Consider the following 24,049-nt stretch of genomic DNA (forward strand, 5'->3'; position numbering starts at 1 on the left):
CTACCACATTTCGGTAGCTGGCCTCTCTCCGACCTGGCCCATCACATGAGTGTTGCGGTTATTATCTGAATTCAGGATCTTCAATTATTATGTATGCCATATCTAAGTTATTGCTCCGTATGCCAGATCCATTGGTATTGATATCACGCCATCAATAGCCACTTTAGCTAAATCATTTATATACATCCTGTATCTCCTAAGATTTTGTGTTTCTAACGCTTGCTTTGCGGCGTACCGGAGAGCAGCGCAGGTGCATCCGACAACAGTCACTTGATACTCATTGAGCCTTCTCCCCAGCCTAGCCAGATTGGCTAAGCTGGAAGGCGACGAAACCAAAAAGGAGAAGACACAATGAGCTTTTATACTACACAACATCCGTACTATTGTGGAATCGATTTGTATGCGCTGCTGGTACTTGGTTAGCGATTTCAGTGCTCAACATGACATAGACTTGCCACCGAATAACCTGGATCTAAAATACCCTTGCGCTCGGAAAACAAGGTGTTCGATGAGAAAAGTTTCTTAGCCGGTTAAGTCACGGGACAAGGTGAGCTGAAGGTCTAACTGGAACACCCTGGCTGATACTCATATGAAGGTTGGGTAGCCACTAGTAATACCCACCTTCTGGCTCACGGTCGTAGCCAGTGCGTTTTGATTAGACACCTTGTCACCGCGCACCACCATCAGCAAGATGGTTTGCACCTGTGCTGAACCTGAAACTAACTGGCTTGAAGCCCGCACCTTGAATAGTGCCAACAACAGATTAACCGATGAATGTCTCGGCTTTGGCATCCTGCGTCGCTCTATCGCCTACATCCCTGTAGGCGTGGTGCCCCTGCTATCAGTACGGAAGCTGAAATGAGCCGGCGCTCATTGAGCATGAGATAAGAGAGCCCCGATATGTGTTTGTTGCAGGCTATCGCCTGGCAACCATTATTACAGATGAAGCAGTCTATCTTGCTGATGGACAACAGACTGGTCGCTAACGCGGCCAGGAGAGCGGTTTTACCTATTGACTCCGAGGTGGCTCATATGTGTTAGCCACTACGGGCATGCTATGCCCTCTGGGAAATGTCTTGAACAAATGTAACCTTGTTGCCGTCCGGGTCAGTCACTTCGATCATCCTGATAACGTCCGGGTACTCAACAATCTCTCCACATGACACATTGGCCGACGCACAGGCACTGTATTGAGCGTCGATATCGTTGACGCCAATGACGACTGTTGTACTGCCTGCACGCTCCGAGTCAATGGAAACCTGAAGCCAAGCGTTCTCCGCGAGTTGCCACTCGGCGACACCTTCGACCGGTACGAGATCCGCATCTCGTCCGAGCAACTTCTTGTACCACGCAACGGCTGTGTTTTGATCATTGACCGGGACAACTGCAACCACGCTGTTTATGTTTGAGCTAGACATCGTTTCTCCTTTGCTTTCATTCTAAAGTGGCTAACGCACCACTCACCGGAATTTTGGGAGCGAAGCAAGTAAAATTTCCGTGTGCTGTGGATTGTTATGCATTGCTCTGTGCCCACCAAACAGAATTTACATAAGCTCTCTTTCACCCCAAATGAGCAAATGCCTGCTTCTTGCAGAAATACCGAACTGACAGGCATGCTCATCCCAGCATAGAAAAAGCGACTGACAGTATCTTCTTCACAATTTCTGGGTCCTCACCACGAGTGAGCTGTGACGAAGCATAGCTTATCTGTGCATCGATATAGGTGGCTGCAAACTCTGGTGACATGTCTGCAGAAAACTCACCTTTGACCTTTGAACGCTCCACCCATTTCCTGAAAGCAGCTAATCCTTGCTCCTCAAGGAAATCAACTTGCGCTCGTGTTGCTTCACCCAAGTGCGTACGTGATTCACGCATTTTAATAAAAAGACATCCCATTGGGGTTTCATGATGACAACTAGCTGAGGTGGCAAATGATACGAGGCTATCAAGCGTCTCTCGAAACGAAGTTTCACTGTTCAACATCTGCTGTACAGGATTTAGTACTTGTTCCTGATACCTAATAAGTACTGCTTTCATCAAGCCATCTTCATTCGAAAATTCACGATAAAGCCCTGGCTTCGATACACCAGATCTCCTGCAGATTTCATTCAGGGATAAACTGCCGATGTCCTCTTTCCAATAGGCTTCCATTGCCACATCCAAAACACGGTCTCGATTTAGGGTCTTGGGTCGCCCCCTTGAAGGTTTTGTTGGATTTGAACTCATTTTTATACCACCCGGTATTTTAATTTGACATGCGACGCATCAGGAATTATTGTACCAGCTGGTATTTAATTGACAACCTGGCAGGAAAGAAAAATGAGTGACGCAAAAACAAACATAGTTATCACCGGAAGCAGCAGTGGATTTGGCCAACAATCAGTAAAGGACTTTGCAGATAAAGGCTATCAAGTGTTCGCCACCATGCGTGGCCCGGAAGGTAAGAATGCCGCAGTGAAGGCCGAGCTGGAAGCGTATAGCGATTTCATCCATGTTGTTGATATGGATGTCACCAATGACGAATCTGTCAAAACTGCCATTGCAAGTGTACTGGCTAAAGCGGGCAAAATTGATATTTTGCTTAACAATGCGGGCGTGATGTATCTTGGCATTACGGAGGCTTTTAGCATTGCCCAAGCCAGAGAGCAGATGGAAACCAATTACTATGGTGCTATGCGCACTATACAGGCTGTTTTACCCGCTATGCGTGAGGCCAAGTCAGGTCTGATCCTTAACACCTCATCCATGGTTGGACAGATTTCAGCACCGTACTTTTCTACCTACGCCGCTACCAAACATGCTTTGGAAGGCTACCTTCAAGGCTTACGCTACGAAGTGGCACCCTTCGGTATTGATATTGCCATAGTGCAGCCAGGCCCGTTCCCGACAGGTCTTAGTGCAGCAGGGCAACAACCTAAACGCACAGACATACTGGACAGCTATGGTGAATTGGCAAATATTCCTGCCGCCATATTCGAGGAATTCGGTAAATTTATGCAGAGTGATCAAGCACCTGATCCACAGATGGTCGTGGATACTTATTTGGCGCTTGCAGATATGCCTGCTGGTAAACGCCCTACACGCACGGCGGTCGGTTTGGTTTGGGGGGTTGATGAAATTAACGCTGCCAAACAACCCATCCAAGACCGTGTTTTGAAAGAAATGCAACTAGACAATGTACTAGGCGGCGCTGACGCGTAATTTTAGGTAACAGGGGCAAACTATTTTTTGTCCCTGTTACAGTCATATTACAATCGCATCCTTCGCTGAGAGGTGTCCAGTAGTAATTCTTTAGCTCCGATTAGCTCAGCGAAATTGAAGGCGCGCTTCTGGTCACTACACGAACTGCATAACAAGCCTGTAGAAAAACCAATTTATAGCGCATCAATCTTTCCTCGGCACTCGATTTGTTCATTTATATTGCCACTCCCTTCAATGCCTGTTTCTGCGTTCTCGGGACGGGTATTTGTCTTACTGCCACATCAGTCGACAGTGGCCTGATTGATAAGGCCTTCAGCCGGGCTTCCGTCTTCGCTGCTTCAACCACTTAACTACTTGTATTTTAACGGTTTTTTAATATTATGCACCAAGCAGTACAACTGCCACTGGCCCTGAACCTTGCTTTTGCCGCGCAAGCTAAAGCGGTTTAGCCTTTTGTTGGTCCCAATGTTGCCAAATACCGGTTCCACCACAGACATTCGGTGACTGTAAATCTGCTTACCCTCGGACTATCCACACGGTGTTTTATCCAGCCGGTGTAGGTGGGTGCTCTTGCCCATCCTTGGTTGGCTGCTCTTTAAAAAATCACCAATCTTGTTAGCCGCCGCATCCAGTGTCTGGGTGGTCTTCGCCTTGCGAATATTTCGCTCCAGCGCTTCTTCGCTTTCATAGGTATCCTTTTCCTGATGCTCACTGAGGTGATTGTTCAAATAAGGTTTCAATCGCCAGGCCTCGGCTACTGACAAAGTGAGCTATCGTGGTGAAGTGCGGCACGGTATCGCAGGATAACGCTTTGAAGATGATATTGGTTTCGCAGCACCACTGGATTTCACGGCTGGAGGTAATGTCCTTTGAGTAAGCAAATAAAATAATCTTGAGCAGTATAGCCGGATCATAGGTTGGGCGGACTTCAGCATCATTTTTATAGAACTGATGAAAAGCACATAGGTCGAGTTTTTCAGAGATCAGGTAGTGCAACGCAAATTCAAAGGTACCCGGTTGGATCTGCTCCAAGTAGTTGATGACCACCATCGACATCTGGTTGTAGTCCTAATGTTTGAATCGAGCCATCCCAGAGCCTCCGTCCCCTGACAATCTCATCAGACCATAGATGAAAAGGTTTTTCTACAGCCTGAACGTAAAAGTAAGGGGCTGCACGCTTTCGCGCAGTCCCGACCCCAGTTCCCCTGCAGTAGGCGTGACTCCCATTCGGTAGTAGTACCTATTGTCAGGCTTTTAGAAGCGCCGGTAGATGCCGACCACATGTTGCCCGTCTGCCGCCGGCCGAATGAGTTTTTCAGGTCAAATGGCTCCGAGACCTACCGAGACTGTCCATTACGCCTGCCGACCAATGACAACACCGAGGGGTTGGCAACCTGACTATGTTATGACCGGGTGGCGGCGACGGTTCCCAGCTTGGAGCGCTGCTGTCCGTTTGAATCGAAATTATCCGGATCTAGCCAGGCCAGGTAGGCAGGCTTTACCAATTTCCAATCCTCATCCGTCATCGCAAACCAGGCTGTGTCACGATTTTTGCCCTTCACCACCAGGTGATTACGGAAAATTCCCTCGAAGACGAAGCCGAACCGCTCTGCAGCGCGTTTCGACGGTAGGTTTTGGTTGTCGCATTTCCATTCGAATCGGCGATAACCGAGTTCGTCGAAGAGATACTGCGCCATCAGAAAAATCGCCTCGGTCGGCACGCTTGAGCGTGCGATTGCAGGACACCAAAGAATGTGACCAACCTCGGCAACCCCGTTGTCCGCATCAATGCGCATCAGTGCCTGGCGCCCTTCGGCCCGGCCGGTCCGCATATCTATAACCGCAAAAAACATCGGGTCGGTCGATGCTTCCGATTTTTGCAGCCAGTCGGCGAAGGTCGGATAGTCTGGAGGGGTCGTGTTAGGCAGATAACGAAACCGGTCATCCGCGCCGGGCTCGACCGCAGCAGAAAACAGGTTCGCCCCGTGCGTTGCTTCGCTGAGCGGATCCAGCCGTACATATTTCCCTTGTAGGGTCACCCGCTCAGGTCGGGGGGCACCAGGCCAATTCGATAAATCCATAGGAGTCTCCTCTACAATAGTTCTGGCTGAGATTAACGGATGGGGGGCCACCGTGGTCTTCAGCCTAAAGACACTCTAATTGACGGGACGGATAGAAACCTGACAATTTCTATCTCCAATCGGACAATACCTGTTTATTTGTCGTGGGCACCGAAATATTGGCCCCGCGCCTGGCCCGGTGTGATTCCGAACAGCCCACGGAACGCAGCACCAAAAGCAGGGACCGAGTCAAAGCCCGCGATAGCAGCCGCCCGAGTTGGAGTGGCGCCGGTGGACAGGGCACTGAGTGCCGCCGTCAGACGCGCCTGCTGACGCCATTGTCGAAAGCTCATTCCCGTTTCCGTCCGGAACAATCGGGCAAGCGTACGGCTCGATGTATTGGCAACATCCGCCCACTCTTCTAGATTGCGTCTGTCGTGCGGACACTTCGACAGTGCCTCCAACACTTGTCGGAGGCGTGCGTCAGTTGGCCGCCGCAGACCGAGAGGAAGCGGCTCCGCCTTGCCGATCTCATCCAACACCAACGCTGCCAGATGATCTCCTCTGCCTTCGCGCTCCCACTCCACCCCCTCGGCACAGACCGCAAGGATGAGTTCACGCAGCAGACCCGATATCGCAATGACCTTGGTCACCTTTGCCACGCGCTGAGCAACCTCCTCCAACATGAACAGCGCACGCATCGCAACCGGGCCGTCCATTTTGACGGTGTGCTCAACAGTGGCGGGGAGAAACAGCGCGGTTGTCGGTGGCACAAGAAAGCTGGAGTCCTGCGTATCCACTCGCATGACGCCTGAGATCGCGTAGAGCAACTGCGCTCTTGGGTGACTGTGCATGCCTGAAGACAGGCCCGTCGGGTAGTCACGGGCGAATCCGACGATCGGACGCGAAGCGGTCTCGAAAGGAAGAATTTCAGCTTGTCTGTTTGGCGACAAAAAATGTCCAGTTATCTTCATAAAACCATAATACTCTGAAATTCGAGGCTATCAAAGCAGAGCGTAACCCTACTAATGAGAGGAATAGACATGAGCAGAGGAATATTTAAACAGATCGGCGTCATCAAAGCAGAGCAGCTTACTCAAGGCCCGCAGACGCCAGGGCAGAATCGCAAGAAGGCTCTGGAGGCAGGCCCGCTTTGGATTGGCGAGTGCCATGTCACGGCACTCGATACGCCAAGCCAGTGGCATCATCATAAGGAGTTCGACAGCGTGATGTATATGCTCTCGGGTCGAATCCGTGTCGACTATGGTGAAAACGGCGAGCACTCCTTCGAGATCGGCAAAGGCGACTATGCCTATTTCCCGCGGCGGGTGATCCATCGGGCCCAGATAGTCGAAGGGGGCGATGATGTTCACTATGTCTTTGTGCGTCTCGGCGAAGGAGAAACCCTCGTCAATGTCGATGGTCCCGGAGGGGTGGCCCGGGTAGAGGAATGAAGTGCACCCCGGCTTTTCTATGGTTCATCGCGCTTTAGCGGGAAATACGGCTCTGATCTTCAGTGAGGAGTCGGCTAGATGATTATCAGGTCTTGAATTTTACACAATAGCTAAGCCCTATTTCTTTACCTTGCAAAACGCAAGAAGTGAGCGTCCCCCCAAAACTCATGCCTCAGCAATTCTCGCATTGCAAATGCAAAGTTGTTGAACCTCAGTGGGTTCTGATATGAGCAAAAGTTCCTTAGTGCACCAACAAACAACTTATCTTCAAATTCTGTCACCAAGTGTGATCCGAATTCGATGACAAAGTCATGTTGAAGTAATTTTTTTAGCTTCATGCTTGTGCCATGTTGATAAATTTAACGCACGCCTAAACGGCGAGCAACTTGTTGCGAGTCCAGCGAACACAGGCCGCGATGTTTAAGGCCAGCCACTTTAGAGCAAGCGCGCATAGCGCCCCGGTGGTTGCCCAACGTGTCGGCTAAATGCTGTGCTAAAAGTGCTGGCCGACCCGTAACCCACGCGCTCGGCAACGGTCGCGATGGCGACATTATTATCGCGTAGGAGGTCTTTAGCAAGAGCCATACGCCAAGCTAAAAGATACTCCATGGGCGGTTGTCCAACGGCGCGGGTGAAACGTTCAAAAAATGCAGAACGCGACAGTGCCGCATGCCTGGCAAGCGCTTTCACTGTCCAAGCGCGAGCCGGATCGCTGTGCATCAACCGCATAGCGGCAGCCAGTTTGGTATCGGCCAACCCACGCAGTAAACCGACAGGGGCATGCTCGTCTGCCATCGAGCGCAAGGCTTCAACCAACAGCACCTCCACAAGCCTGGATAGAACAAGCTCACGGCCTGGGCGCTGCGCCAGGCATTCATCGCGCACCAGGCGCACCAATACAGCAAGTCTTTCCACCCCGCGCACGTGCAGCAATACCGGCAGCAGCGCCACCAGCAGTGACACATCCGGTGAATCAAACACAAAGTGCCCGCCCAGCATGCGCACGTCAGGCTTGCCGTCGGCTCTTCCATGGCGAATTTCGTCCCCCGGTGAAGTCATCGCTTTTGGGTCGATTGGCTGCGGCGTTACCGGCTCGGAACCACACAGGGTGAACCCCGGCGTGGCGGGCATCAGCACAAAGTCGCCCGCCTCAAGTGTGATGGCCTCTTGACCCTCAACCATCAACAGGCAACTCCCTTCGAGCACGGTGCAAAAGCTTGGCTTTTCAAACGCAGAGTAGCAAACGCCCCACTTACCGGCACCGCTGATGATTTTGCTGAACACCGCCTTAGGCCGCAGCAAGGCGATGACTTCTGACAGGGGATCGCTCATTCTGGACTCTGACAAATAATTAATGGACTTTTGATTATAGATAGTCCTTAGGCCTCTGACTATCATTTAATTACACCCACCCAACACATTAGGAACTTCATTATGAAAACTGTACTGATCACTGGCTGTTCATCTGGCTACGGGCTCGAAACCGCCCATTACTTTCACGCCCACGGCTGGAATGTTATTGCCACTATGCGTACTCCACGGAAGGACTTATTGCCCAACTCGCCCCGAATGCACGTAATCGCGCTTGACGTGACCCAGCCCGCGAGCATTGTCGCCGCGCTGGAAGCCAGCGGTCCGATCGACGTTCTGGTCAATAATGCAGGCGTCGGGCTTTTCGGTGCTTTTGAAGTGACGCCGATGGCTACCGTGCGCGAAGTGTTTGAAGCCAATACCTTCGGCGTGATGGCGATGATCCAAGCGGTACTGCCACAATTTCGCACGCGCCAGTCGGGCGTTATTGTCAATGTCACCTCGAGTGCGACCCTTGCCCCGTTCCCTCTGGTTGCTGCCTACACTGCCAGCAAAATGGCTATCGAGGGCTTTACCGGCTCCCTCGCTCTGGAGCTGGAAGCCTTCAACCTACGGGTCAAACTTATCGAGCCCGGTTACGCGCCCTCGACACGTTTTACCGAGAACGGACAAGAACGCATGCAAGGCTTGATCTCCGAGCCCTACCTGCCATTTGCGCAGTCATGTTTTGCCGCGCTATCGCAGCTATCCGCCGTGACCCACGAGTCTGATGTGGCAGAGGCGGTGTGGCGCGCGGTTCATGATGAATCAGGCACGCTTCGGTTTGCCGCTGGTGCTGATGCCGTTGCGCTGGCTCAGATGAAGTGAATGAGAAGGGGCCAAGTGGCTTTTCGTGCAGACGGCTTTTAGTCGGAGGCTGAGGATCTGGCTAAGACGCAGCTTGCGACAGCTTACCGACAACAGCCTCGAATAGTAGATCACTAACCGCTTCTATGTCCTTGCGCGACACACCCTGTTGTACCAGTGACTGCACCCCCTGAGATGCCGCCCAGGTGCCGACAGGCGCGAATTGATGCGCTTTATTATGCAGGTTCATCACCAGACTCGATTGAAATATCAAAGTGTAGGACCTCTTCTCGCTGCCCAAGCTTGGTATATAGCGCGACTGCCGGCTCGTCTTCGACGCCAGTATCAGCCTGAACGAAAATGACATAGGCACCTCGATCAGCCGCTATTAGTTTTAGCCTCTCAATCAAAGCCGTAGCTATTCCCTTCCTCCGGTACTCCGATGACACGGCAAGGTCGTAGATATAGATCTCGCTGCGCTCTTGCTCGAATTTTTTCAGCTCGTATGCTGCGAGTCCGCCGACAACGTCTATGGCTTCTAGCGCCACCAGCGCTATAAAGGAATCACCGCTGAGCAAACCTTTCAGATAGTCTGCACTTGGGCGTTTTTTTGTGTAGGTGGGCATGTCCTTAAACGCTTCGCCAAAGCATGTCGACAAGGCCATCATCAGGCCGACGTCATTCGGCGTAAGTTGGCGAATTTCTGCTAGCATCGACATCTCCTAAACTGCCTAACGCCTTGCTCACCGGTAAATTGTGAGCACAGTGAACAATTTATCCGCGTGCAACAAATGGTTAGGCTACTTCGGCACTACACTGCAAACGAAGCATTTTTTGTATCAAAAGCCCAAAAATAGCATGTCCAACGCCGCGGAGATTTCATCCTGCTGCTCAGCAAGACTACCAACGCAGGAACGCAATTCGCTATCGGGCACAGCCGCCATGAACTGAGTGGCCATTACTAACTCCTGCCCCTCAATACTAAATACAGGATTCAGCTGCTGGGCAGGGAATGGCGCGGAGGATCTGGGTAACAGTGGCACTACAACCCGGGTGTTCAAGCCACTAAGAATATCTGACTGAACATCCAGCAGATAACCGGACCCACCCCCATTTTCAAAGATGTCGAAACGGGCCATCAGAACTGACGGTGCCGTGCGAGCGGCAAACCGTTAGCTTCAACGTATGCGTTCGAGCTTGCCAGGGCTTTGGCATTTTCTTTCAGCCACTTCTCTTGCTTGTGCAGCTTCACAGCCTCCTCGATCCCCGCCTCTGCAGAGCGAGAGATATTGATTCCCAGGGCTTTTGCCTCATTGAGAAGAGCACTATCAAGCGATAGATTCGTTGGCCTTCGGGCAGATTTGGTAGCTTCAGCAGTATGCATGGTTCAATCCTCTCGCGGAACGACACCCTAATTGTATGCGCATAGTTTTTGCGCATCAAGGCTGCGCTAAGGCAACTTTTATCGCTGACGTAAGGGAATTAACTGATTCAGTGGCCTAACAGCGCGAACGCAGCCGTTGAAACTCAGGATCAGAAGGGTCTTCGATGCCATCAGTTCTCAAAATAGTAGCCTCCTTGAAAGTTAACGCCAATATTCAGCGGCGCCCTGACAAGGGCGTCCGATGGAGGCCGCAGGCCGGAATGAACTGGAATGACTTGTTATGTTTCGTTTTCTGGTAATTCGAGCGGCCTCTCACTCCGCCAGACTCGTATGAGCACAACCTCTTTAGCCTGCCTGAGGTAGACAGCCCGAAATGGCGCGTGAATCAGTTCGCGAATATGATCCATGCTGAATTCAGGAACAACTCGGCCAGCATCAGGGTGGATTTGAAGCATCCCATAATGCTCCAAGATAGCAGCCACGAAATCATCACCGATATTTGGCACGCCCTGGTCTCTGTAATACTCCTGAATAGCCTGTAAGTCCTCAACAGCAGACTGTGCTATGCGTAATTCCATTTACTTGATGCCCAACGTTCTCTTGGCGTCCTCCAACGATACTGTGTTGCCTTCGCGAACATCCATTAGCCCCTGCGCCACCGCCTTTACAAACCGTAATTCCTCTGCGGTTCTCTCATAATCCTCGAGCCCCTGAACCACAGCTATGCCACGGCCACGACTTGTAAGCAGGATTGGGCGATGCGTATCCTGCGCTCGACCAACCACCTTTCCGGGATTGATCTTCAGGTCTGATAGAGGAATGACATCCTCGGAAAATTTCACTTGCATAGTGATTACCTAGTCAACGATTTGGTACTATTAATAGCACCAGTTAACAGGTGCGGTCAAGAAACATAACGCCCGTGTTCAACAGCGCAGTGAAACTACGCCTGTTGCAACCGTTTGTTATGCCTGCTCTGCTTCATGTCAGGTTCGCTTTTTGAGTAACGAGTAAACCTTGCCCTTTTCCCGCTTGCCTACGGCAAGCACATACACGAACAGCTCATCGTCAACAACCTCATAGGCTAACCGGTATCCAGCAGAGCGAAGTTTAATTTTGTACACGGATTCATAGCCACTTAACTTATCAGCAGGCACTCTGGGATTTTCCAATCGCTCCGCCAGCTTTTTCTTGAACTGGCTCCTGATCGGGGGACCAAGCTTTTCCCATTCCTTAAGCGCAGCCGGAAGAAATCGCAGCTTATAAGTCATCCAACGACACCGTTATAGCTTGATCTTTGTCGCCACGACGCTCCTCAACAAGCTGCGCCAATTCATAGTCTTCGAGCATATCCATCAGAGCCTCGTAGGTCTCCGCTGGAATCAGGTAGGCTGCAGGTTTGTTGTGATTTAGCACCGCTATAGGTGAACCACTTGCCTGAGAAAGCAAGGCTGAAGGGTTCTTCTTTAATTCTGAAATGCTTACAGAAAAGTCCGCTAATACCTGGCGCATAAAAAAACCTCTATTTAGATCTAAATTATGGTCATATATTAGTCCATTTTGCTGCTAGGCGCTACGAGCTTGTAGGCATAACGCAGAGCGCACCGGTTACCTTGACGTAGCGAAGCGGAAAAAAAGGCATCCGAGTGACGCGCCTGGTTAGCTGTTCTCAAGCATGTATGCACGAAGCTGCCGCTCCTCTCGCATGACATAGAGGACGAGAACTCGCTTCTTATCCTCACGATAAAAAATACGGCACGGTGGAACCACTACCTCCCTGTATACCGAATTAGGGAGCTCTGGAGGAATCCGTCCGGATTGGGGAAAATCTTCCAAGCGATCGGTCTTATCGAAAATGTCCTGAACCAGATGACTTGCAGCAACAGGATTATCCAGAGCAATGTACTCAGCGATGGCATCCAGTTCTTGAAGCGCAGGCTCCGTCCAGATTACTTCAGCCATTTACTCATTTTCTCCCTGGCCTCACTTTGGCTGTACGTTCTTCCTTCAAGTACAGCAAGCTCTCCCCGTGAGAGCCCTTCAAGCAACTCAAGGCGACGTTGCATGAACTCGTAATCCTGCACATCGACAAGGTATGCGGACGGCTGACCATGCTCGGTGATCAGTACCGGCTCTTTAGACAGGTGCAGGTCAGCCAAAATTTTTGTGGCTTGGCGCTTAAGGTTTGTAACAAGCTCAACTTTCATAGGCTCACCCTGAATCAGACTAACAGTATCACTATAGTATCACTTTTCGAGGGTGGCAATACCAGCTAACGCCAACAGCACGCGCGGCTGCGAAATGGAGGCGAAGCCGCAATGTAGTAGACGTCGCCGTGACTGTGATTGTTAGGCTCAATTACCGGTTTTGCGCCGATGATTAATCGACAAAACCGAAATAGTGGCCAATACCCAGAACGGTTTCCACAAATTTCTTGGCTGTAGCACGATCCATAATCACAGATTTGCCATCGACATTCAGATAAATACTATCCTCGTCATAGAATGAAGAGCGGCCAAACTCAATATCCATTTTTTCTTTCCCGCCCTGACATTTTACCGTTTCTTCAAAAACATGGTTGTCGCTATAACTCAAACCCTTCTTGTAAAGTGACGACTTTTGATCGTCAGATATGAACGTTGGGCTTCTGGCCTAACGCCAGCATCAGCCGGCGCGCTATTCGCGCGCGCGGCTGAATGCCATCGTTAGGCGATTGATCGTGTGTTGATTCTTTGCCTGGAAAAATAATTTCAACCAGACCCCTTTAATTCTTTAATTGCAGGGTGCGAAACGCCGCTTCGATGAATAACGCCTGGTTGAGAAACGGATTTTTACTGAATAGGTCGCCGGATGTCACTCGATCAATCAGTGACTGGCGCGGATTGCTAGTGTCTGTATTGGGTAAGTTAGCTGATGATTGGGGAATAAACTTGCCTGCATTCTCACTTGGCTCATGCACTAAATAGATTGTACCTGAAGCAATAGCGGCTTGGCGTCGTCGGTCACTGGCAAGTAACCCGGCTGCCAGTTCAACATCATCAGCATCGAGGTTGTTCTCTACAGCATAATCATACGCAGCTTCCAACGCTTCTCTGTCGCTTTCCGATAAAAAATCAAAGACATTTCCACTATCAGATGAAGGGTTAGGTCTTGGTATCGTTTCACGAATGTTGTGTTCTTGCTGCAAGGCATTTCTCAACGCTTGGCCATCTATATCAATTTCGGTATTGGCTGTTACCATGCTAACGGCTTGGTCAAGCAACGCTTGGCCTCTTGCTATGGGAAGGTAACTGGGCCCAAGTTCTTGGCGTAAAAACTCGTTCGCGCCTTGCACCAATAGGCTTATAGAATGACCTCGGGCGCTAATCTGCAGGGCTGGATTAGTAGTATTGCTGATCCGAGAGCCGGAGCTGCTTGTATTCTCTGAATTCGTTATATCCTTGGAATTAGCAACGGAGGTATCCGACTGCAATGCGCTTTGGGCTGAGCTGTTAATAAATCCAGTGATGATATTCATGCTGCATTTCCTCCTTATGACAAAGGGGGTAATCTGTCATATTGTATTACATCAGTAGCTGTAATCCACTCTTACTGTATCCGCTGTACGGATAGTTGAATACGCTGGATACGCTCCTCCGACTAAAGTAAATCGTAAAAGGAAAGTGCCACGGGCGTTAAACCCGTCAAATGCATCTGAATTGTCATTTTACGCAGCTGATATATCGATACAAAGAAAATCAGAGGATGAGTATTGTTTTCGGTAACACAATTCGACTTCTTCAGACGTATGGCCGTTAGGAATGGTATTCCAATCCCAGGAAACGTCTGTAATTTCAGCGTCCCTTCTGGGGACAGAAGACGGCGGGTTAAATGGAGTGGTTGCATAACCTCCAGAAAAATAAATTGTGTAACCTAACCGCGTGTGCTCCCAGAAATCATCCGCCGCATGTGCTGCTGATGACAATAAAGCGAATATGACAGCCATTCCAGTAAGTATGCTCTTGATCTTCATAGCAGTTCTCCAATTGTATTGATCTATTCATTAGCTCCCCAATGCGCGGGGCGCAACCACATAAAAACAGTAACTTAAGTCAAGTTACTTGGAAGTCAACTACCGCTGTTCGTTGCGCATTAGGCCTCCAAGATATTGGATGCACAACGCCGAATAAGTGTCAAGCGAAATCAGAAACTGCCTCCTGGCGACATCCGGAATTGACCTCTCAGTTCACACGGGTTGTTTTTTTGATGTCCGCAGTGGCCACGGCCTTGATCAGCCCGGATCGCCGCTTCAAGAATAGGAAGTCCAACCGCCTATGCGAAAATATCTCCCTGATCTGGAGTGCCGTCAAGACTCGGTTTAAGCCCTTCTGACCACCGAAGAGCGATGATGGAGAAGAAATTGGCCGCTGGCAGCCGCATCTTCCCAAAGGCCGATCCCAGGCACTGATTGCCCCAGCAACCCTGCTATCCTTGCGCGTTTTGAGTGATATTGGTGCCAGGCTCGATTTATTTTACGCCTAACGAGCCTGTAGAAAAACCAATTTATAGTGCATCAATCTTTCCTCGGTGCTCGATTTGTTCATTTATAATGCCACTCCCTTCAATGTCTGTTTCGGCGTTCTCGGGACTGGCATTTCTTTGTCTTACTGCCACATCAGTCAACAGCGGCCTGATTGATAAGGCTTTCAGCCGGGCTTCCGCCTTCGTTGCTTCAACTACTTAACTGTCCGTATTTCGCCAGTTTTTCAACATTATGTACCAAGCAGTACAACTGCCACTGGCCCTGAACCTTGCTTTTACCGCGCAAGCTAAAGCGGTTTAGCTTTTTGTTGGTCCCAATGTTGCCGAATACCGGTTCCACCACAGACATTCGGTGACTATAAATCTGCTTACCCTTCGGACTATCCACTCGGTGTTTCATCCAGTCGGTGTAGGTGGGTGTTCTTTGATCATTAAGCGCAAAGCTCACTTGCCTTCCGGCTCCTTTGCGATGGTCAGCTGATGCCGGGTTTTTCATGCAACTCGCTTTTTTAGAACAATGACGACACTGGAGCAACCGACCTTCAAAGTAGGCTGTAAGTTGGCCGTGTTCATTAGTTCTGATACCTCGATGACTTATTTGCTCACCCGCTGGACATCTGCACGTCATCGTCACTGGATCAAACTGAAACTCACTGGCTGGAATAAGGTGTTTAACTTTAGGGTTACCGGGTGTCTGGTGGCGCTTGCCGTATTTGTCTTTCTGGTGTGTGAATTTGGGATCACGGCTTCTAAACTGATTGTCAGGAATGTAACCGTTGATCTGGTTCTGGTGAAGGTATTCCATATTGGCTTCATTCGCAAAACCCGTATCGGCCGTCGCTATGATGCCACTTGCATATACGTTGTCATTAATGCCCAGTCGTTGATAACGAGCCTTGATACTTTCCAATACTGGTTGCAGGGTGTGGTGCTCTTGTCCTTCACCGAAGGCTTGAGCATCAATGACAATCTGATGCTTTTTATCGACGGCGGCAACACCGTTGTAACCTTGAATGGTGCCTTTACTGGTGGTCATTTTTGCTGATTCAGGATCAGTGATATTACTCTTCACTTCCTTGCTGCGTTTGCCCTTGCCCATCCTTGGCTGGCTGCGCTTTAAAAAATCACCGATCTTGTTGGCCGCCGCATCCAGTGTCTGGATGGTCTTGGCCTTGCGAATATCACGCTCCAGCGCTTCTTCGCTTTCATGGGTATCCTTTTCCTGATGCTCACTGAGGTGATGCTGGATCAGGCGTTTGAGCTTCTGGCGCTTTTGTTCCAACTCCTTAAAAGTACCAGACCATTCCTTAGACGCATTAGAGCGCATCTTACAGCCATCGATGGCAAAGAGTTCATGACCCAGCAACCCTTGTTGATCACAGATCAGCAGCACCTGTTCAAATAAGGCTTCAATCGCCAGGCCACGGCTACTGACAAAGTGAGCAATCGTGGTGAAGTGCGGCACGGTATCGCAGGATAACGCTTTGAAGATGATATTGGTTTCGCAGCACCACTGGATTTCACGGCTGGAGGTAATGCCCTTTGAGTAAGCAAATAAAATAATCTTGAGCAGTATAGCCGGATCATAGGCTGGGCGGCCTTCAGCATCATTTTTATAGGGCTGATGAAAAGCAGACAGGTCGAGTTTTTCAGAGATCAGATAGTGTAGCGCAAATTCAAAAGTACCCGGTTGAATCTGTTCCAAGTAGTTGATGACCACCATCGACATCTGGTTGTAGTCGTAATGTTTGAATCGAGCCATCCCAGAGCCTCCGTCTCCTGAAAATCTCATCAGACCATAGATGAAGAGGTTTTTCTACAGCCTGAACGCTTGCAATAAACGGCGCGAGGAACGAGCGTCCGGCGACCGTAGGGAGCGAATTTAATTGCTTTGTTAGAAGTTCTGATCAGGCTGCACTTGCTCAGACTCGGGAACACTCCTTTTCTCCTCTTGAACGCTTGGCCAGAGCACAACTGCAGCTGCGATAGCCGCAACCAAAGCCAATCCAGATATCCACAGCGCCGACCGCCTTGCTCAAACGTAAACCCTTTCACCACGCTTAACCCGCTCCCACTCGGCCTTTAACATCGGGATAGCTGAATCTGTAAGGGCGTTGCAGCATTTTCTTGCGTCCTCCCACTGAGAGTTATTGTAGAGTCGACGACATTCCTCCAGCTTTTCGAGAAAAGCGTCGTTCAGCTTTTTTATCTTCTCATCCGATTCTTCGGGGTTAACCCTCAGTTTAATCGACGTGAATGTAGATGCTACCCGCTGCTGTTCTTCTGACGCGACCTTTAAGAATTCTTCATCGGTGACGGATTGAAATTGCCGCATTGCAGACAAGGTAATTGACGCAGCGATATGATCTGAGATTTCCTGCCTCAAACTGTCTATCCACTGCTGCCTAAATTCCGAAGTTTTCTGCTCCTTCGATATGATCAAACTAATCAGGGAGAAAAAACCGCCAATAAGCGCCGCCAGAATGACGCCGACGGGAATCAAGACTTGTGGTGGCAATGAGTCCATCTAGAGCTTACTCCTAACGCCCGCCATCACCGGTGACAGAACCGCAGCGAAGCGGAGGTTTTGGCATCCGGTGCATGGCCTGGTTATGTGTTACCTCAGGCTGCAACAAGCTTCTTCACGTTGAGCTCTTTGCGATGCTGTTCAGCATGCCAGAGTTCATATTGGGACTGCTGATTCAGCCAGCTTTCTGCCGAGGTATCAAAAGCGATAGAGAGCCGGATCGCCATTTCCGGACTGATGCCGGCCTTGCCATTCAACACGGCACTCAGCGTTTTGCGGCTAACGCCCAATGCCTCTGCAGCTGCTGTGACAGAAAGGCCAAGGGGCTCAAGACAAAGCTCTCGCAGCACTTCACCCGGGTGCGGAGGGTTGTGCATTAACATTGGCGGTACCTCAGTGATAATCTTCGTAGTCCACAATCTCGGCATCTCCGTCTTCGAATCGAAAGGTCACTCGCCAGTTACAGCTGACGGTCACTGACCAGATTCCGGCACGATTGCCAGAGAGCTCGTGCAAGCGAAGACCGGGTAAGTCCATATCTTTGGCATTCGCCGCTGCATTCAATCTACCGAGAATTAGCCGAAGCCTCTTTTCATGAGCGGCCTGAATCCCTGCAGTGCTGCCGGACTTGAAGAATTTTGCCAAGCCCTTGTGTTTGAAGCTTCGAATCATTCCTTGAGCGTACCCTGTAACGTATCAGGTGTCAAAGCACTGATCTTCCCCACCAAAAGTGGACACTGATTTAAGCGCACATCTGCGCATACTCATGCTCATACGCTCTCGGACTTCTATAGCCCAATGAACTGTGTCGCCGGTGGCTGTTGTAGAATAGCTCAATGTATTCAAAAACGCAGGAGTATGCCTCCTGCTTGTTGGTTACATCCTCGGCATAAAGGGCTTCAACCTTAAAGCGTGCGAAGAACGACTCCATAGCGGCATTATCCCAACAGTTACCTTTTCGGCTCATACTCGGACGTATACCCTCGTTCAACAACAGCGCCTGGTATTCGCCGGACCGGTACTGGACCCCTCTGTCGGAATGCAGAATCAGTCCCGGCTCAACTTTACGTGAGGCCGCTGCCATGGTGAAGGCATCCATGATCAGTTGGTTGGTCATGGTGGTATCGAGCGACCAGCCGATAATCTTACGAGAGAACAGGTCCATTATTACCGCCAAGTACACGAAGCCTTTTTCGACCTTAATGTAGGTAATGTCAGACACCCACTTTTCATCAGGCTTACTCGCGCAGAAGTTACGCCGGAGCAGGTTGTCACTGACATGGTTTCTTGCCAATACGTCAGGAAAGTACTTATATCCTTTCCCATTTTTAGCCTTAAGCCCTTGCTTTTCCATAAGCTTTGCCACCGTATTCTCACTGATGGGAAACCCGTTCTCGTTGAGTTCTACCGTTATTCGCGGTGAACCATAGCGGGCTTTAAAGCGGTTAAACAGGGCCGTGAGCATACGCTCTGCCTCCAGACGCCTTAGCTCCCGAGCACTGGGCAATCGAGACCGCCACTTGTAGTAGCCAGAGCGGCTAACACCCAACCAGCCGCACATCTTCTGGACCGCATACTGTCCCCGGCACGACTCAATGAACGCGTACTTCACCACTTGTCTTTGCTGAAGTACGCCGTCGCCTTTTTTAGGAATTCGTTCTCCTCTTTTAAATCAGCTATTTGCCGCTTTAGCTTACGGATCTCCTCGCTCTCTTTCATAGAGTAATCCACCCCCTGGACACTGTTGAACTGCTTGTCAGACAGGCGCTTGTACTGCCTACGCCAATTGTAGATCTGGCCGGGGTGAATACCGAGCTCTTTCGCTACCTCGGCGGCACTGGTATTGGGATCATCCGCGCGGCGAACCGCTTCACGCCGGAAATCCTCGGTGTAGTGATTGTACTTGTTTTTCGTCTTTCTGGTCATAATGACACCCTCCATTAGGTAGGGATTAGGTGTCTACTTTTCTTGGGGAACTTGGGCACATAACGCCGTGTTAACTGGCCCAGCGTAGCTGGGTCCAGTTGAACACTTTGTTAGGCTAATTGTGAGCAAACAAGCTAGAAGACCAAAATTATTTGCCAGCTTCTGCAATAATCTCAAAATTATGAATGTTGTTTAGAACACCGTTATCCCAGCCGCCAACGACAAGATCATCCGCTTGGGCCTTGAGGGCAGCAGCAACTTTCCCGGAAAAGTGAGCTTCTCTTCCACGCTCATCGACAAAGGTATCAAAAATACCAAAAGTGTTGCTATCTAATTTAAGTGATGTCCATAACAACGTTTTTGGTTCAGTTTGTGCGACAACAGACGCGGCTCCGATTAATAGCTGCTGTAATTCTTGCTCTTTTCCTGGTTGGGCTTTTAACAATATATAAGTTGCGCTTGTTGCATTTTCTAAGTCTGTGTCAGGTTTTTTATAGGATAAAACGCTAAAGTTAGAAATATTAGCAACAACCCCCTTATCCCAACCATGCGCTACGAGCGTATCTGCATTGGTATTTAATGCGGCTGCTACTTTCCCTGCAAAGTGCTCTGACCGGCCCGCTTCATTTGGAAAAAAATCAAAAATTCCGAAACTGCCATCGTTTTTTTTAAGCGCATACCAATACAATGTATTGGGTTCAGTTTGCGCGACTAGTGTTGCGCCTTCCTTTAGAAAAGCAGTTAGCTCTTTGTCTTGTCCAGACTTGGCCTCAAATGGGATATAGCTTGCTTCTTTCATGATAGTCTCCTGTTTTGGTACATTCTGAGCGTGATATAGACACATTCATTCAAATGAATAGAAATACAGTTAGATAAATATTTGCTTTACGCATAGGATTGAAAATTTTCATAAATTCCCCTTATGTTGAAATCGAGGTGCTATTGTAGGGTTTGGCGCAGCTTGACCATTAGTGGCAAAAAAGACATTATGCATGCAATATCTGCCATTATTTTTTTGGAGTGTATGGATGACGACAATTGTGATTCTTTCAGTGAATAACGCCTTGCCATCAGGGCTTATGGGTATGGTTGATATCTTTGCATTAAGTGGTTTGCATTTTGTGCAGAAGTCTGGAGATGGAGCGGTTTCGAAGGTGGAGTGGCACCCAAACGTGATTTTGGCGAATCATGATGGGCAGCCGATAACTGACGGGCATGGGCGTATTTTTGAGGTCGACTCTGATTTTGCTTCAATTAAGCATTGCGATGCAGTGTTGGTACCGGGGTTTATTCCAAATGCTCAAGGACACCCACCCAAAACCACTACAGATAAGCTTACCTGCTCATGGTTGGCTACACAATATAAAAAAGGAGCGCTCATGTGTGGCTCTTGTAGCGGTGTATTTGCACTTGGAGAGGCGGGCTTACTTAATAACCGAAAATGCACTACCACGTGGTGGTTACATGATGAATTAAAGCAACGATTCCCAAAGGCGAATGCGGTATGGGCAAGTGAATTAATTGATGATAACGGTATCATCACTGCTGGTGGCCCACTTTCCTGGGTCACCATTGCATTGCATATAGTGAAAAAGCTTGCTGGTATTGAAACGGCGAAGGTTGTGGCTGATTTTTCTGTCGTTGATGCGATACCAAAATCTCAAAACCTGTATGTGCCGGAGGGGTATCAGGCTTCAAACAATCCATTCCTAGCAAAAGCGGAATATACCATTCGTAAAGCACACTACCAAACCATGAGCGCTGGTGATTTGGCAAAAATAATGGCGGTTTCTGAACGTACGCTAAATCGTAAGTTAAAAGAGTTAACCGGAGAAACCCCCAAAGCCTTTATTGACGGAGTTAGAATAAGCCATGCTTGCACATTGTTAGCAACCACCAATACGTCCGTAAAGGAAATCGCCCTTTCTCTGGGTTATACGGACGATAGCGTATTTCGTCGTCTCTTTAAGCAGAAAATAAAAATGACACCTTCCAACTATCAACAACAAAGACGCAATAATTAAAGTTAAGCTTTTAGCCCTGCGGCTGACGCGAAGCGGCAGTCCAGCGAAGCGATGCAGACCAAACTGGTTATATGCTCTGTTCATGCTAGCTATCCCTTTCCTTGATATCTAGTGATCCCTGCGTACAAAAATAGTGCTGCCACACCAGAAATCCCTAGTATTGTTAAAGCTGCGCTTTCCTGAAACCATGAATTCCCGGCCCACTTTTAGTTGGTAAGTCATGTAACCGTGATCGATTAGCTCTGCAGCCGAGGTGACAGCATAAACTATAAGAAGAATGCCAAACAAGATCGAAACGATACCTACTAGCTTATCGGATTTTCAGGATTCAATAAAATTACGCCAATTCCATGTAGTGCTGACAGCATTCTTAATTCTTGCTCTACACTTGAATCAGATATTGATGTTGCAACCAAATACCCTTCGTTTGCCCAGCTAGAATTACTAACAGCTTGGAAAAAACTTTTTCTTGCATTTGAACCTGATAGGGGTCAGTTCACGAAACGGAAAAAATTGTACGCTAAGCCTTTGGCATCAATGATATCGACACCATTTTTTCCACAATTCATAAAGTTGCGCAGTAATTAGTCGACGACTGGCCCTTGCTAAATAATTTTCATTTCAGCATGAGTTGTGCTTTAAAAATTCAATTCTGCAACTACACTCATTGGGCGAACAGAGCGAGAAATCCGCCGTTAATTCCAATAGCGGGTACGCGAATGAATATCAGCTCTTAGGGGAATATTATGAGACAGATAAGACCATTACGTTTGATCTTTGCAGCTTTATTGTTTGCCACATCACTACCGACTCTCGCGGCGGCCACGACTATAGAGCTGGTGAATGACAGCAATTCAGATGAAACTTTAATCAGATCGAATACGTCTGGAATTGTGACACCTCCAGCGCCAGATCCGTTATTTGCGAACGATACCAGCGTTGTTGTATCAGAAACCCCCGGCACCGTTGATGCAGGTGCTTTCACTTATCAAAGCTGCAGATTTAACTGGTCGGTAATTAAAGTCGGATCTCTATACCAGTTCTCAGATGGAGCTGAGCCTGCATCGGATTGTGAATCACAAGTAATTCTACAAAACTTTATTACTGGTGAGTATTCTGTACGATTTACCGTAGAATAAATTTTTTTAAACTGATCTTACTAAAATTAATTCACTGTGTAACGTAGATATACATTGCACAGTGAATTATTTATAAGATATTGTCTTTTCGGCTATTTATTTAGTGAAGTTGGGTACGTATAGCTCTCTGGTGGCGTTTATAGAATCATCCAACCTATTCTCGTAACCACTAAACCAAGACTGTTTTCGTATATCCTCCGCGTTCAGAATTTGACCCTCTGTAATACTTTTTGATCCAAACTTCTCTGCTGCATCCATAGCTTCATATAACAACATTATAAGAGGACTATCTGACATAAAATCCTCTGGTATCTCTCCGTTTTTGATTGACGCACTTTCATATGCTTTTTGAACGCCCGCGCGCTGGTGCGCATATTCAAAAGAGGTCCCTTTTTCCTCATTGCCTACAGCATCTAAAAATTCTATCCCAGCTTTGAACTTAGACGCCATATTCCCAACAAAAGGGTCGGAAAACTGATCCTTTTCGCTCGTCGGACCGCTGTAAAGTCCCATGGCAAGCCCCTGTTGTTGATTCATTTTATTACGAGCTATGGCCTGCTCATCTTTTGTGAACATTTCGCCTTGATTACTTGCAACAGCATAGAGTGCTCGCCTATCAAGCTCACCCAGTAACGAATTTCTGCTTTCTGCAGGTGCGTTATTTGGCGGATATGACTTTCCAATCGACTCCAGGCGCTCATAATTATTATCCATACTAGCGCGTGCATCTATCGCAACCTGGCTAAAATCTTTTCCAGCAGAAAATGTATCACGACCAGGCTCTTTGACACCTAATGCAATATTAGCAGCTGTAAATCCGTCATAGGTCGGCATAAACTGTTCGTAATAGCTAGGGGATTGACCGCCCCTGGACGCCTCTAGTGCTTTCCTGCCAGCATCTGAAATAGTAACGTCGTTATTACTATTTTCAGGACCAGCACTGTCCTTGATAGGTTTCTCTTCGACTCCAGATCCCGTTTTTTCCAAACTAGCGTATTTATTTTGCACTCCAATTGGCTGGCTGCTTATGGTAGATATCACAACAATGCCTCCACTAAATACATATACGTGATTTGAACGAACCTTTGCATCAAGGTATGCACCCATTTTTTAAGCGTGGCGGACAATGGCCGCTTCTGCGTGCTTTGAAAGCCAAAGTTGGTTGACATCTCACTGATAACCATTCGAGAAAAACGCTGTTGGTTTGCCAATTGCAGTATGCAATTGACGCCCATACTCTAACCCCTTCGGAATACTCCCTACTCTTGTTATCGGGACTTACCGGAATAACTTTAGCTAATCGGTCAGCCTATCCAGCGGATTGCATCCGGCGTTTTGATCATTACCTAGTATAGTAGCACCCTAGGCCCCCATAGACAAAATTCCTGAAATGCGAATAGATGTAGCGGCCCGCAAACATCGAGGCGAACCCACATTATTTGAGAATAGAGCACTCGGCTAGATCGGCAACCCAGCCTCCCGCATCTGCTCCATTAGCTCATGTGCCCGTGTCGCCTCCATATCCCTGGCTAGGAATCGCCTGATTTCGTCTAGCCACGGTGGCAATGCGCTTGCCTAAGGAAGGTGTGATCAAGTCCTCCACATGGGATAATGCTGACTGCACATGATCGAGGACGCATAAGATGGATCAGCAAC

At 48.8% G+C, this 24,049-nt stretch carries 36 protein-coding genes; 5 read left to right on the forward strand and 31 right to left on the reverse strand.

Annotated elements, in window-relative coordinates; all coding sequences use genetic code 11:
• Positions 1-585 precede the first annotated feature (585 nt).
• The 3 genes from ACN0R1_RS19150 to ACN0R1_RS19160 all read right to left on the reverse strand — a co-directional run bounded on the left by ACN0R1_RS19150 (position 586) and on the right by ACN0R1_RS19160 (position 2,151).
• Complete coding sequence (locus ACN0R1_RS19150; protein WP_417585786.1) at positions 586-792, reverse strand: hypothetical protein; 207 nt, start codon at positions 790-792, stop codon at positions 586-588.
• A gap of 263 nt (positions 793-1,055) precedes the next feature.
• A complete protein-coding gene (locus ACN0R1_RS19155; RefSeq protein WP_417585788.1) occupies positions 1,056-1,418 on the reverse strand; it encodes a VOC family protein in 363 nt (120 codons plus the stop codon).
• A 199-nt stretch (positions 1,419-1,617) separates the two neighbouring features.
• Entirely contained in the window at positions 1,618-2,151 is a 534-nt protein-coding gene (locus ACN0R1_RS19160; protein WP_417585790.1) for a TetR/AcrR family transcriptional regulator, read from the reverse strand.
• 168 nt (positions 2,152-2,319) lie between these two features.
• Between ACN0R1_RS19160 and ACN0R1_RS19165 the strand changes: the two genes are divergently transcribed.
• The gene (locus ACN0R1_RS19165; protein WP_417585792.1) at positions 2,320-3,201 is read left to right on the forward strand and encodes an SDR family oxidoreductase; all 882 of its coding nucleotides are present in this window, start codon (positions 2,320-2,322) and stop codon (positions 3,199-3,201) included.
• 350 nt (positions 3,202-3,551) lie between these two features.
• Here ACN0R1_RS19165 and ACN0R1_RS19170 read toward each other — a convergent pair whose 3' ends face one another.
• The 5 genes from ACN0R1_RS19170 to ACN0R1_RS19190 all read right to left on the reverse strand — a co-directional run bounded on the left by ACN0R1_RS19170 (position 3,552) and on the right by ACN0R1_RS19190 (position 6,235).
• The gene (locus ACN0R1_RS19170) at positions 3,552-3,713 is read right to left on the reverse strand and encodes a transposase (protein WP_417585822.1); all 162 of its coding nucleotides are present in this window, start codon (positions 3,711-3,713) and stop codon (positions 3,552-3,554) included.
• A 15-nt stretch (positions 3,714-3,728) separates the two neighbouring features.
• Positions 3,729-3,929: a hypothetical protein gene (locus ACN0R1_RS19175; protein ID WP_417585794.1), complete on the reverse strand. Its 201-nt coding sequence runs from the start codon at positions 3,927-3,929 to the stop codon at positions 3,729-3,731.
• Positions 3,910-4,257 (reverse strand): transposase, encoded by a 348-nt coding sequence (locus tag ACN0R1_RS19180; RefSeq protein WP_417585796.1) that lies wholly within the window; start codon positions 4,255-4,257, stop codon positions 3,910-3,912. The genes ACN0R1_RS19175 and ACN0R1_RS19180 overlap by 20 nt, the downstream gene beginning before the upstream one ends.
• Before the next feature lie 347 nt (positions 4,258-4,604).
• Positions 4,605-5,282, reverse strand: a complete 678-nt coding sequence (locus ACN0R1_RS19185; RefSeq protein WP_417585797.1) for a GNAT family N-acetyltransferase — start codon at positions 5,280-5,282, stop codon at positions 4,605-4,607.
• Between the two features lie 134 nt (positions 5,283-5,416).
• Complete coding sequence (locus ACN0R1_RS19190) at positions 5,417-6,235, reverse strand: AraC family transcriptional regulator (protein WP_417585798.1); 819 nt, start codon at positions 6,233-6,235, stop codon at positions 5,417-5,419.
• Between the two features lie 69 nt (positions 6,236-6,304).
• Between ACN0R1_RS19190 and ACN0R1_RS19195 the strand changes: the two genes are divergently transcribed.
• The gene (locus ACN0R1_RS19195) at positions 6,305-6,715 is read left to right on the forward strand and encodes a cupin domain-containing protein (RefSeq protein ID WP_417585799.1); all 411 of its coding nucleotides are present in this window, start codon (positions 6,305-6,307) and stop codon (positions 6,713-6,715) included.
• A 125-nt stretch (positions 6,716-6,840) separates the two neighbouring features.
• On the opposite strand, the gene ACN0R1_RS19200 is transcribed toward ACN0R1_RS19195, so the two are convergent.
• On the reverse strand, positions 6,841-7,053 hold the full coding sequence (locus tag ACN0R1_RS19200; RefSeq protein ID WP_417585800.1) for a hypothetical protein: 213 nt from the start codon (positions 7,051-7,053) through the stop codon (positions 6,841-6,843).
• Positions 7,054-7,150: 97 nt separating this feature from the next.
• On the reverse strand, positions 7,151-8,113 hold the full coding sequence (locus tag ACN0R1_RS19205; RefSeq protein ID WP_417585801.1) for an AraC family transcriptional regulator: 963 nt from the start codon (positions 8,111-8,113) through the stop codon (positions 7,151-7,153).
• 36 nt (positions 8,114-8,149) lie between these two features.
• On the opposite strand from ACN0R1_RS19205, the gene ACN0R1_RS19210 reads away from it, so the two are divergent.
• A complete protein-coding gene (locus ACN0R1_RS19210; RefSeq protein WP_417585802.1) occupies positions 8,150-8,893 on the forward strand; it encodes an SDR family oxidoreductase in 744 nt (247 codons plus the stop codon).
• A gap of 61 nt (positions 8,894-8,954) precedes the next feature.
• On the opposite strand, the gene ACN0R1_RS19215 is transcribed toward ACN0R1_RS19210, so the two are convergent.
• The 20 genes from ACN0R1_RS19215 to ACN0R1_RS19310 form a co-directional block, all read right to left on the reverse strand.
• Entirely contained in the window at positions 8,955-9,122 is a 168-nt protein-coding gene (locus ACN0R1_RS19215) for a hypothetical protein (protein WP_417585803.1), read from the reverse strand.
• Positions 9,109-9,585: an AAC(3)-I family aminoglycoside N-acetyltransferase gene (locus ACN0R1_RS19220; protein ID WP_417585804.1), complete on the reverse strand. Its 477-nt coding sequence runs from the start codon at positions 9,583-9,585 to the stop codon at positions 9,109-9,111. Before ACN0R1_RS19220 ends, ACN0R1_RS19215 begins: the two co-directional genes overlap by 14 nt.
• Before the next feature lie 126 nt (positions 9,586-9,711).
• Positions 9,712-10,011 (reverse strand): CcdB family protein, encoded by a 300-nt coding sequence (locus ACN0R1_RS19225; RefSeq protein ID WP_417585805.1) that lies wholly within the window; start codon positions 10,009-10,011, stop codon positions 9,712-9,714.
• The gene (locus ACN0R1_RS19230) at positions 10,011-10,256 is read right to left on the reverse strand and encodes a type II toxin-antitoxin system CcdA family antitoxin (RefSeq protein ID WP_417585806.1); all 246 of its coding nucleotides are present in this window, start codon (positions 10,254-10,256) and stop codon (positions 10,011-10,013) included. The genes ACN0R1_RS19225 and ACN0R1_RS19230 overlap by 1 nt, the downstream gene beginning before the upstream one ends.
• Before the next feature lie 278 nt (positions 10,257-10,534).
• A complete protein-coding gene (locus ACN0R1_RS19235; protein ID WP_417585807.1) occupies positions 10,535-10,834 on the reverse strand; it encodes a type II toxin-antitoxin system RelE/ParE family toxin in 300 nt (99 codons plus the stop codon).
• Entirely contained in the window at positions 10,835-11,104 is a 270-nt protein-coding gene (locus ACN0R1_RS19240) for a type II toxin-antitoxin system Phd/YefM family antitoxin (protein ID WP_417585808.1), read from the reverse strand.
• A gap of 138 nt (positions 11,105-11,242) precedes the next feature.
• Positions 11,243-11,527, reverse strand: a complete 285-nt coding sequence (locus tag ACN0R1_RS19245) for a type II toxin-antitoxin system RelE family toxin (protein WP_417585809.1) — start codon at positions 11,525-11,527, stop codon at positions 11,243-11,245.
• The gene (locus ACN0R1_RS19250; RefSeq protein WP_417585810.1) at positions 11,517-11,768 is read right to left on the reverse strand and encodes a type II toxin-antitoxin system Phd/YefM family antitoxin; all 252 of its coding nucleotides are present in this window, start codon (positions 11,766-11,768) and stop codon (positions 11,517-11,519) included. Before ACN0R1_RS19250 ends, ACN0R1_RS19245 begins: the two co-directional genes overlap by 11 nt.
• A gap of 147 nt (positions 11,769-11,915) precedes the next feature.
• On the reverse strand, positions 11,916-12,218 hold the full coding sequence (locus ACN0R1_RS19255) for a type II toxin-antitoxin system RelE/ParE family toxin (protein ID WP_417585811.1): 303 nt from the start codon (positions 12,216-12,218) through the stop codon (positions 11,916-11,918).
• Positions 12,206-12,463, reverse strand: coding sequence for a type II toxin-antitoxin system Phd/YefM family antitoxin (locus ACN0R1_RS19260; protein ID WP_029655535.1), 258 nt, complete (start codon positions 12,461-12,463; stop codon positions 12,206-12,208). Before ACN0R1_RS19260 ends, ACN0R1_RS19255 begins: the two co-directional genes overlap by 13 nt.
• A gap of 172 nt (positions 12,464-12,635) precedes the next feature.
• Positions 12,636-12,788 carry a hypothetical protein gene (locus ACN0R1_RS19265; protein WP_417585812.1) on the reverse strand — a complete coding sequence of 51 codons (153 nt, stop codon included), beginning with the start codon at positions 12,786-12,788 and terminating at the stop codon, positions 12,636-12,638.
• 232 nt (positions 12,789-13,020) lie between these two features.
• The gene (locus tag ACN0R1_RS19270) at positions 13,021-13,773 is read right to left on the reverse strand and encodes a hypothetical protein (protein WP_289282577.1); all 753 of its coding nucleotides are present in this window, start codon (positions 13,771-13,773) and stop codon (positions 13,021-13,023) included.
• Between the two features lie 189 nt (positions 13,774-13,962).
• Positions 13,963-14,268: a hypothetical protein gene (locus tag ACN0R1_RS19275; protein WP_417585813.1), complete on the reverse strand. Its 306-nt coding sequence runs from the start codon at positions 14,266-14,268 to the stop codon at positions 13,963-13,965.
• A gap of 699 nt (positions 14,269-14,967) precedes the next feature.
• Positions 14,968-16,539, reverse strand: a complete 1,572-nt coding sequence (locus tag ACN0R1_RS19280) for an IS1182 family transposase (protein ID WP_417585814.1) — start codon at positions 16,537-16,539, stop codon at positions 14,968-14,970.
• 273 nt (positions 16,540-16,812) lie between these two features.
• Positions 16,813-17,304: a hypothetical protein gene (locus ACN0R1_RS19285; protein WP_417585815.1), complete on the reverse strand. Its 492-nt coding sequence runs from the start codon at positions 17,302-17,304 to the stop codon at positions 16,813-16,815.
• 95 nt (positions 17,305-17,399) lie between these two features.
• Positions 17,400-17,687: a HigA family addiction module antitoxin gene (locus ACN0R1_RS19290; RefSeq protein WP_036148342.1), complete on the reverse strand. Its 288-nt coding sequence runs from the start codon at positions 17,685-17,687 to the stop codon at positions 17,400-17,402.
• Between the two features lie 10 nt (positions 17,688-17,697).
• Positions 17,698-17,976 carry a type II toxin-antitoxin system RelE/ParE family toxin gene (locus tag ACN0R1_RS19295; protein ID WP_417585816.1) on the reverse strand — a complete coding sequence of 93 codons (279 nt, stop codon included), beginning with the start codon at positions 17,974-17,976 and terminating at the stop codon, positions 17,698-17,700.
• Between the two features lie 70 nt (positions 17,977-18,046).
• Positions 18,047-18,919: an IS3 family transposase gene (locus ACN0R1_RS19300; protein ID WP_417585817.1), complete on the reverse strand. Its 873-nt coding sequence runs from the start codon at positions 18,917-18,919 to the stop codon at positions 18,047-18,049.
• Positions 18,913-19,230, reverse strand: coding sequence for a transposase (locus tag ACN0R1_RS19305; RefSeq protein ID WP_417585818.1), 318 nt, complete (start codon positions 19,228-19,230; stop codon positions 18,913-18,915). The genes ACN0R1_RS19300 and ACN0R1_RS19305 overlap by 7 nt, the downstream gene beginning before the upstream one ends.
• A gap of 148 nt (positions 19,231-19,378) precedes the next feature.
• On the reverse strand, positions 19,379-19,678 hold the full coding sequence (locus ACN0R1_RS19310; protein WP_417585823.1) for a putative quinol monooxygenase: 300 nt from the start codon (positions 19,676-19,678) through the stop codon (positions 19,379-19,381).
• A gap of 580 nt (positions 19,679-20,258) precedes the next feature.
• Here ACN0R1_RS19310 and ACN0R1_RS19315 point away from each other — a divergent pair.
• Both ACN0R1_RS19315 and ACN0R1_RS19320 read left to right on the forward strand, forming a co-directional pair.
• Positions 20,259-21,254 (forward strand): GlxA family transcriptional regulator, encoded by a 996-nt coding sequence (locus ACN0R1_RS19315; protein ID WP_417585819.1) that lies wholly within the window; start codon positions 20,259-20,261, stop codon positions 21,252-21,254.
• Positions 21,255-22,000: 746 nt separating this feature from the next.
• The gene (locus ACN0R1_RS19320; protein ID WP_417585820.1) at positions 22,001-22,393 is read left to right on the forward strand and encodes a hypothetical protein; all 393 of its coding nucleotides are present in this window, start codon (positions 22,001-22,003) and stop codon (positions 22,391-22,393) included.
• A gap of 96 nt (positions 22,394-22,489) precedes the next feature.
• On the opposite strand, the gene ACN0R1_RS19325 is transcribed toward ACN0R1_RS19320, so the two are convergent.
• Positions 22,490-23,434: a hypothetical protein gene (locus ACN0R1_RS19325; RefSeq protein ID WP_417585821.1), complete on the reverse strand. Its 945-nt coding sequence runs from the start codon at positions 23,432-23,434 to the stop codon at positions 22,490-22,492.
• Positions 23,435-24,049: the final 615 nt, after the last annotated feature.

It is taken from the genome of Nitrincola sp. (genome assembly GCF_048264025.1).
GTDB lineage: Bacteria > Pseudomonadota > Gammaproteobacteria > Pseudomonadales > Balneatricaceae > Nitrincola.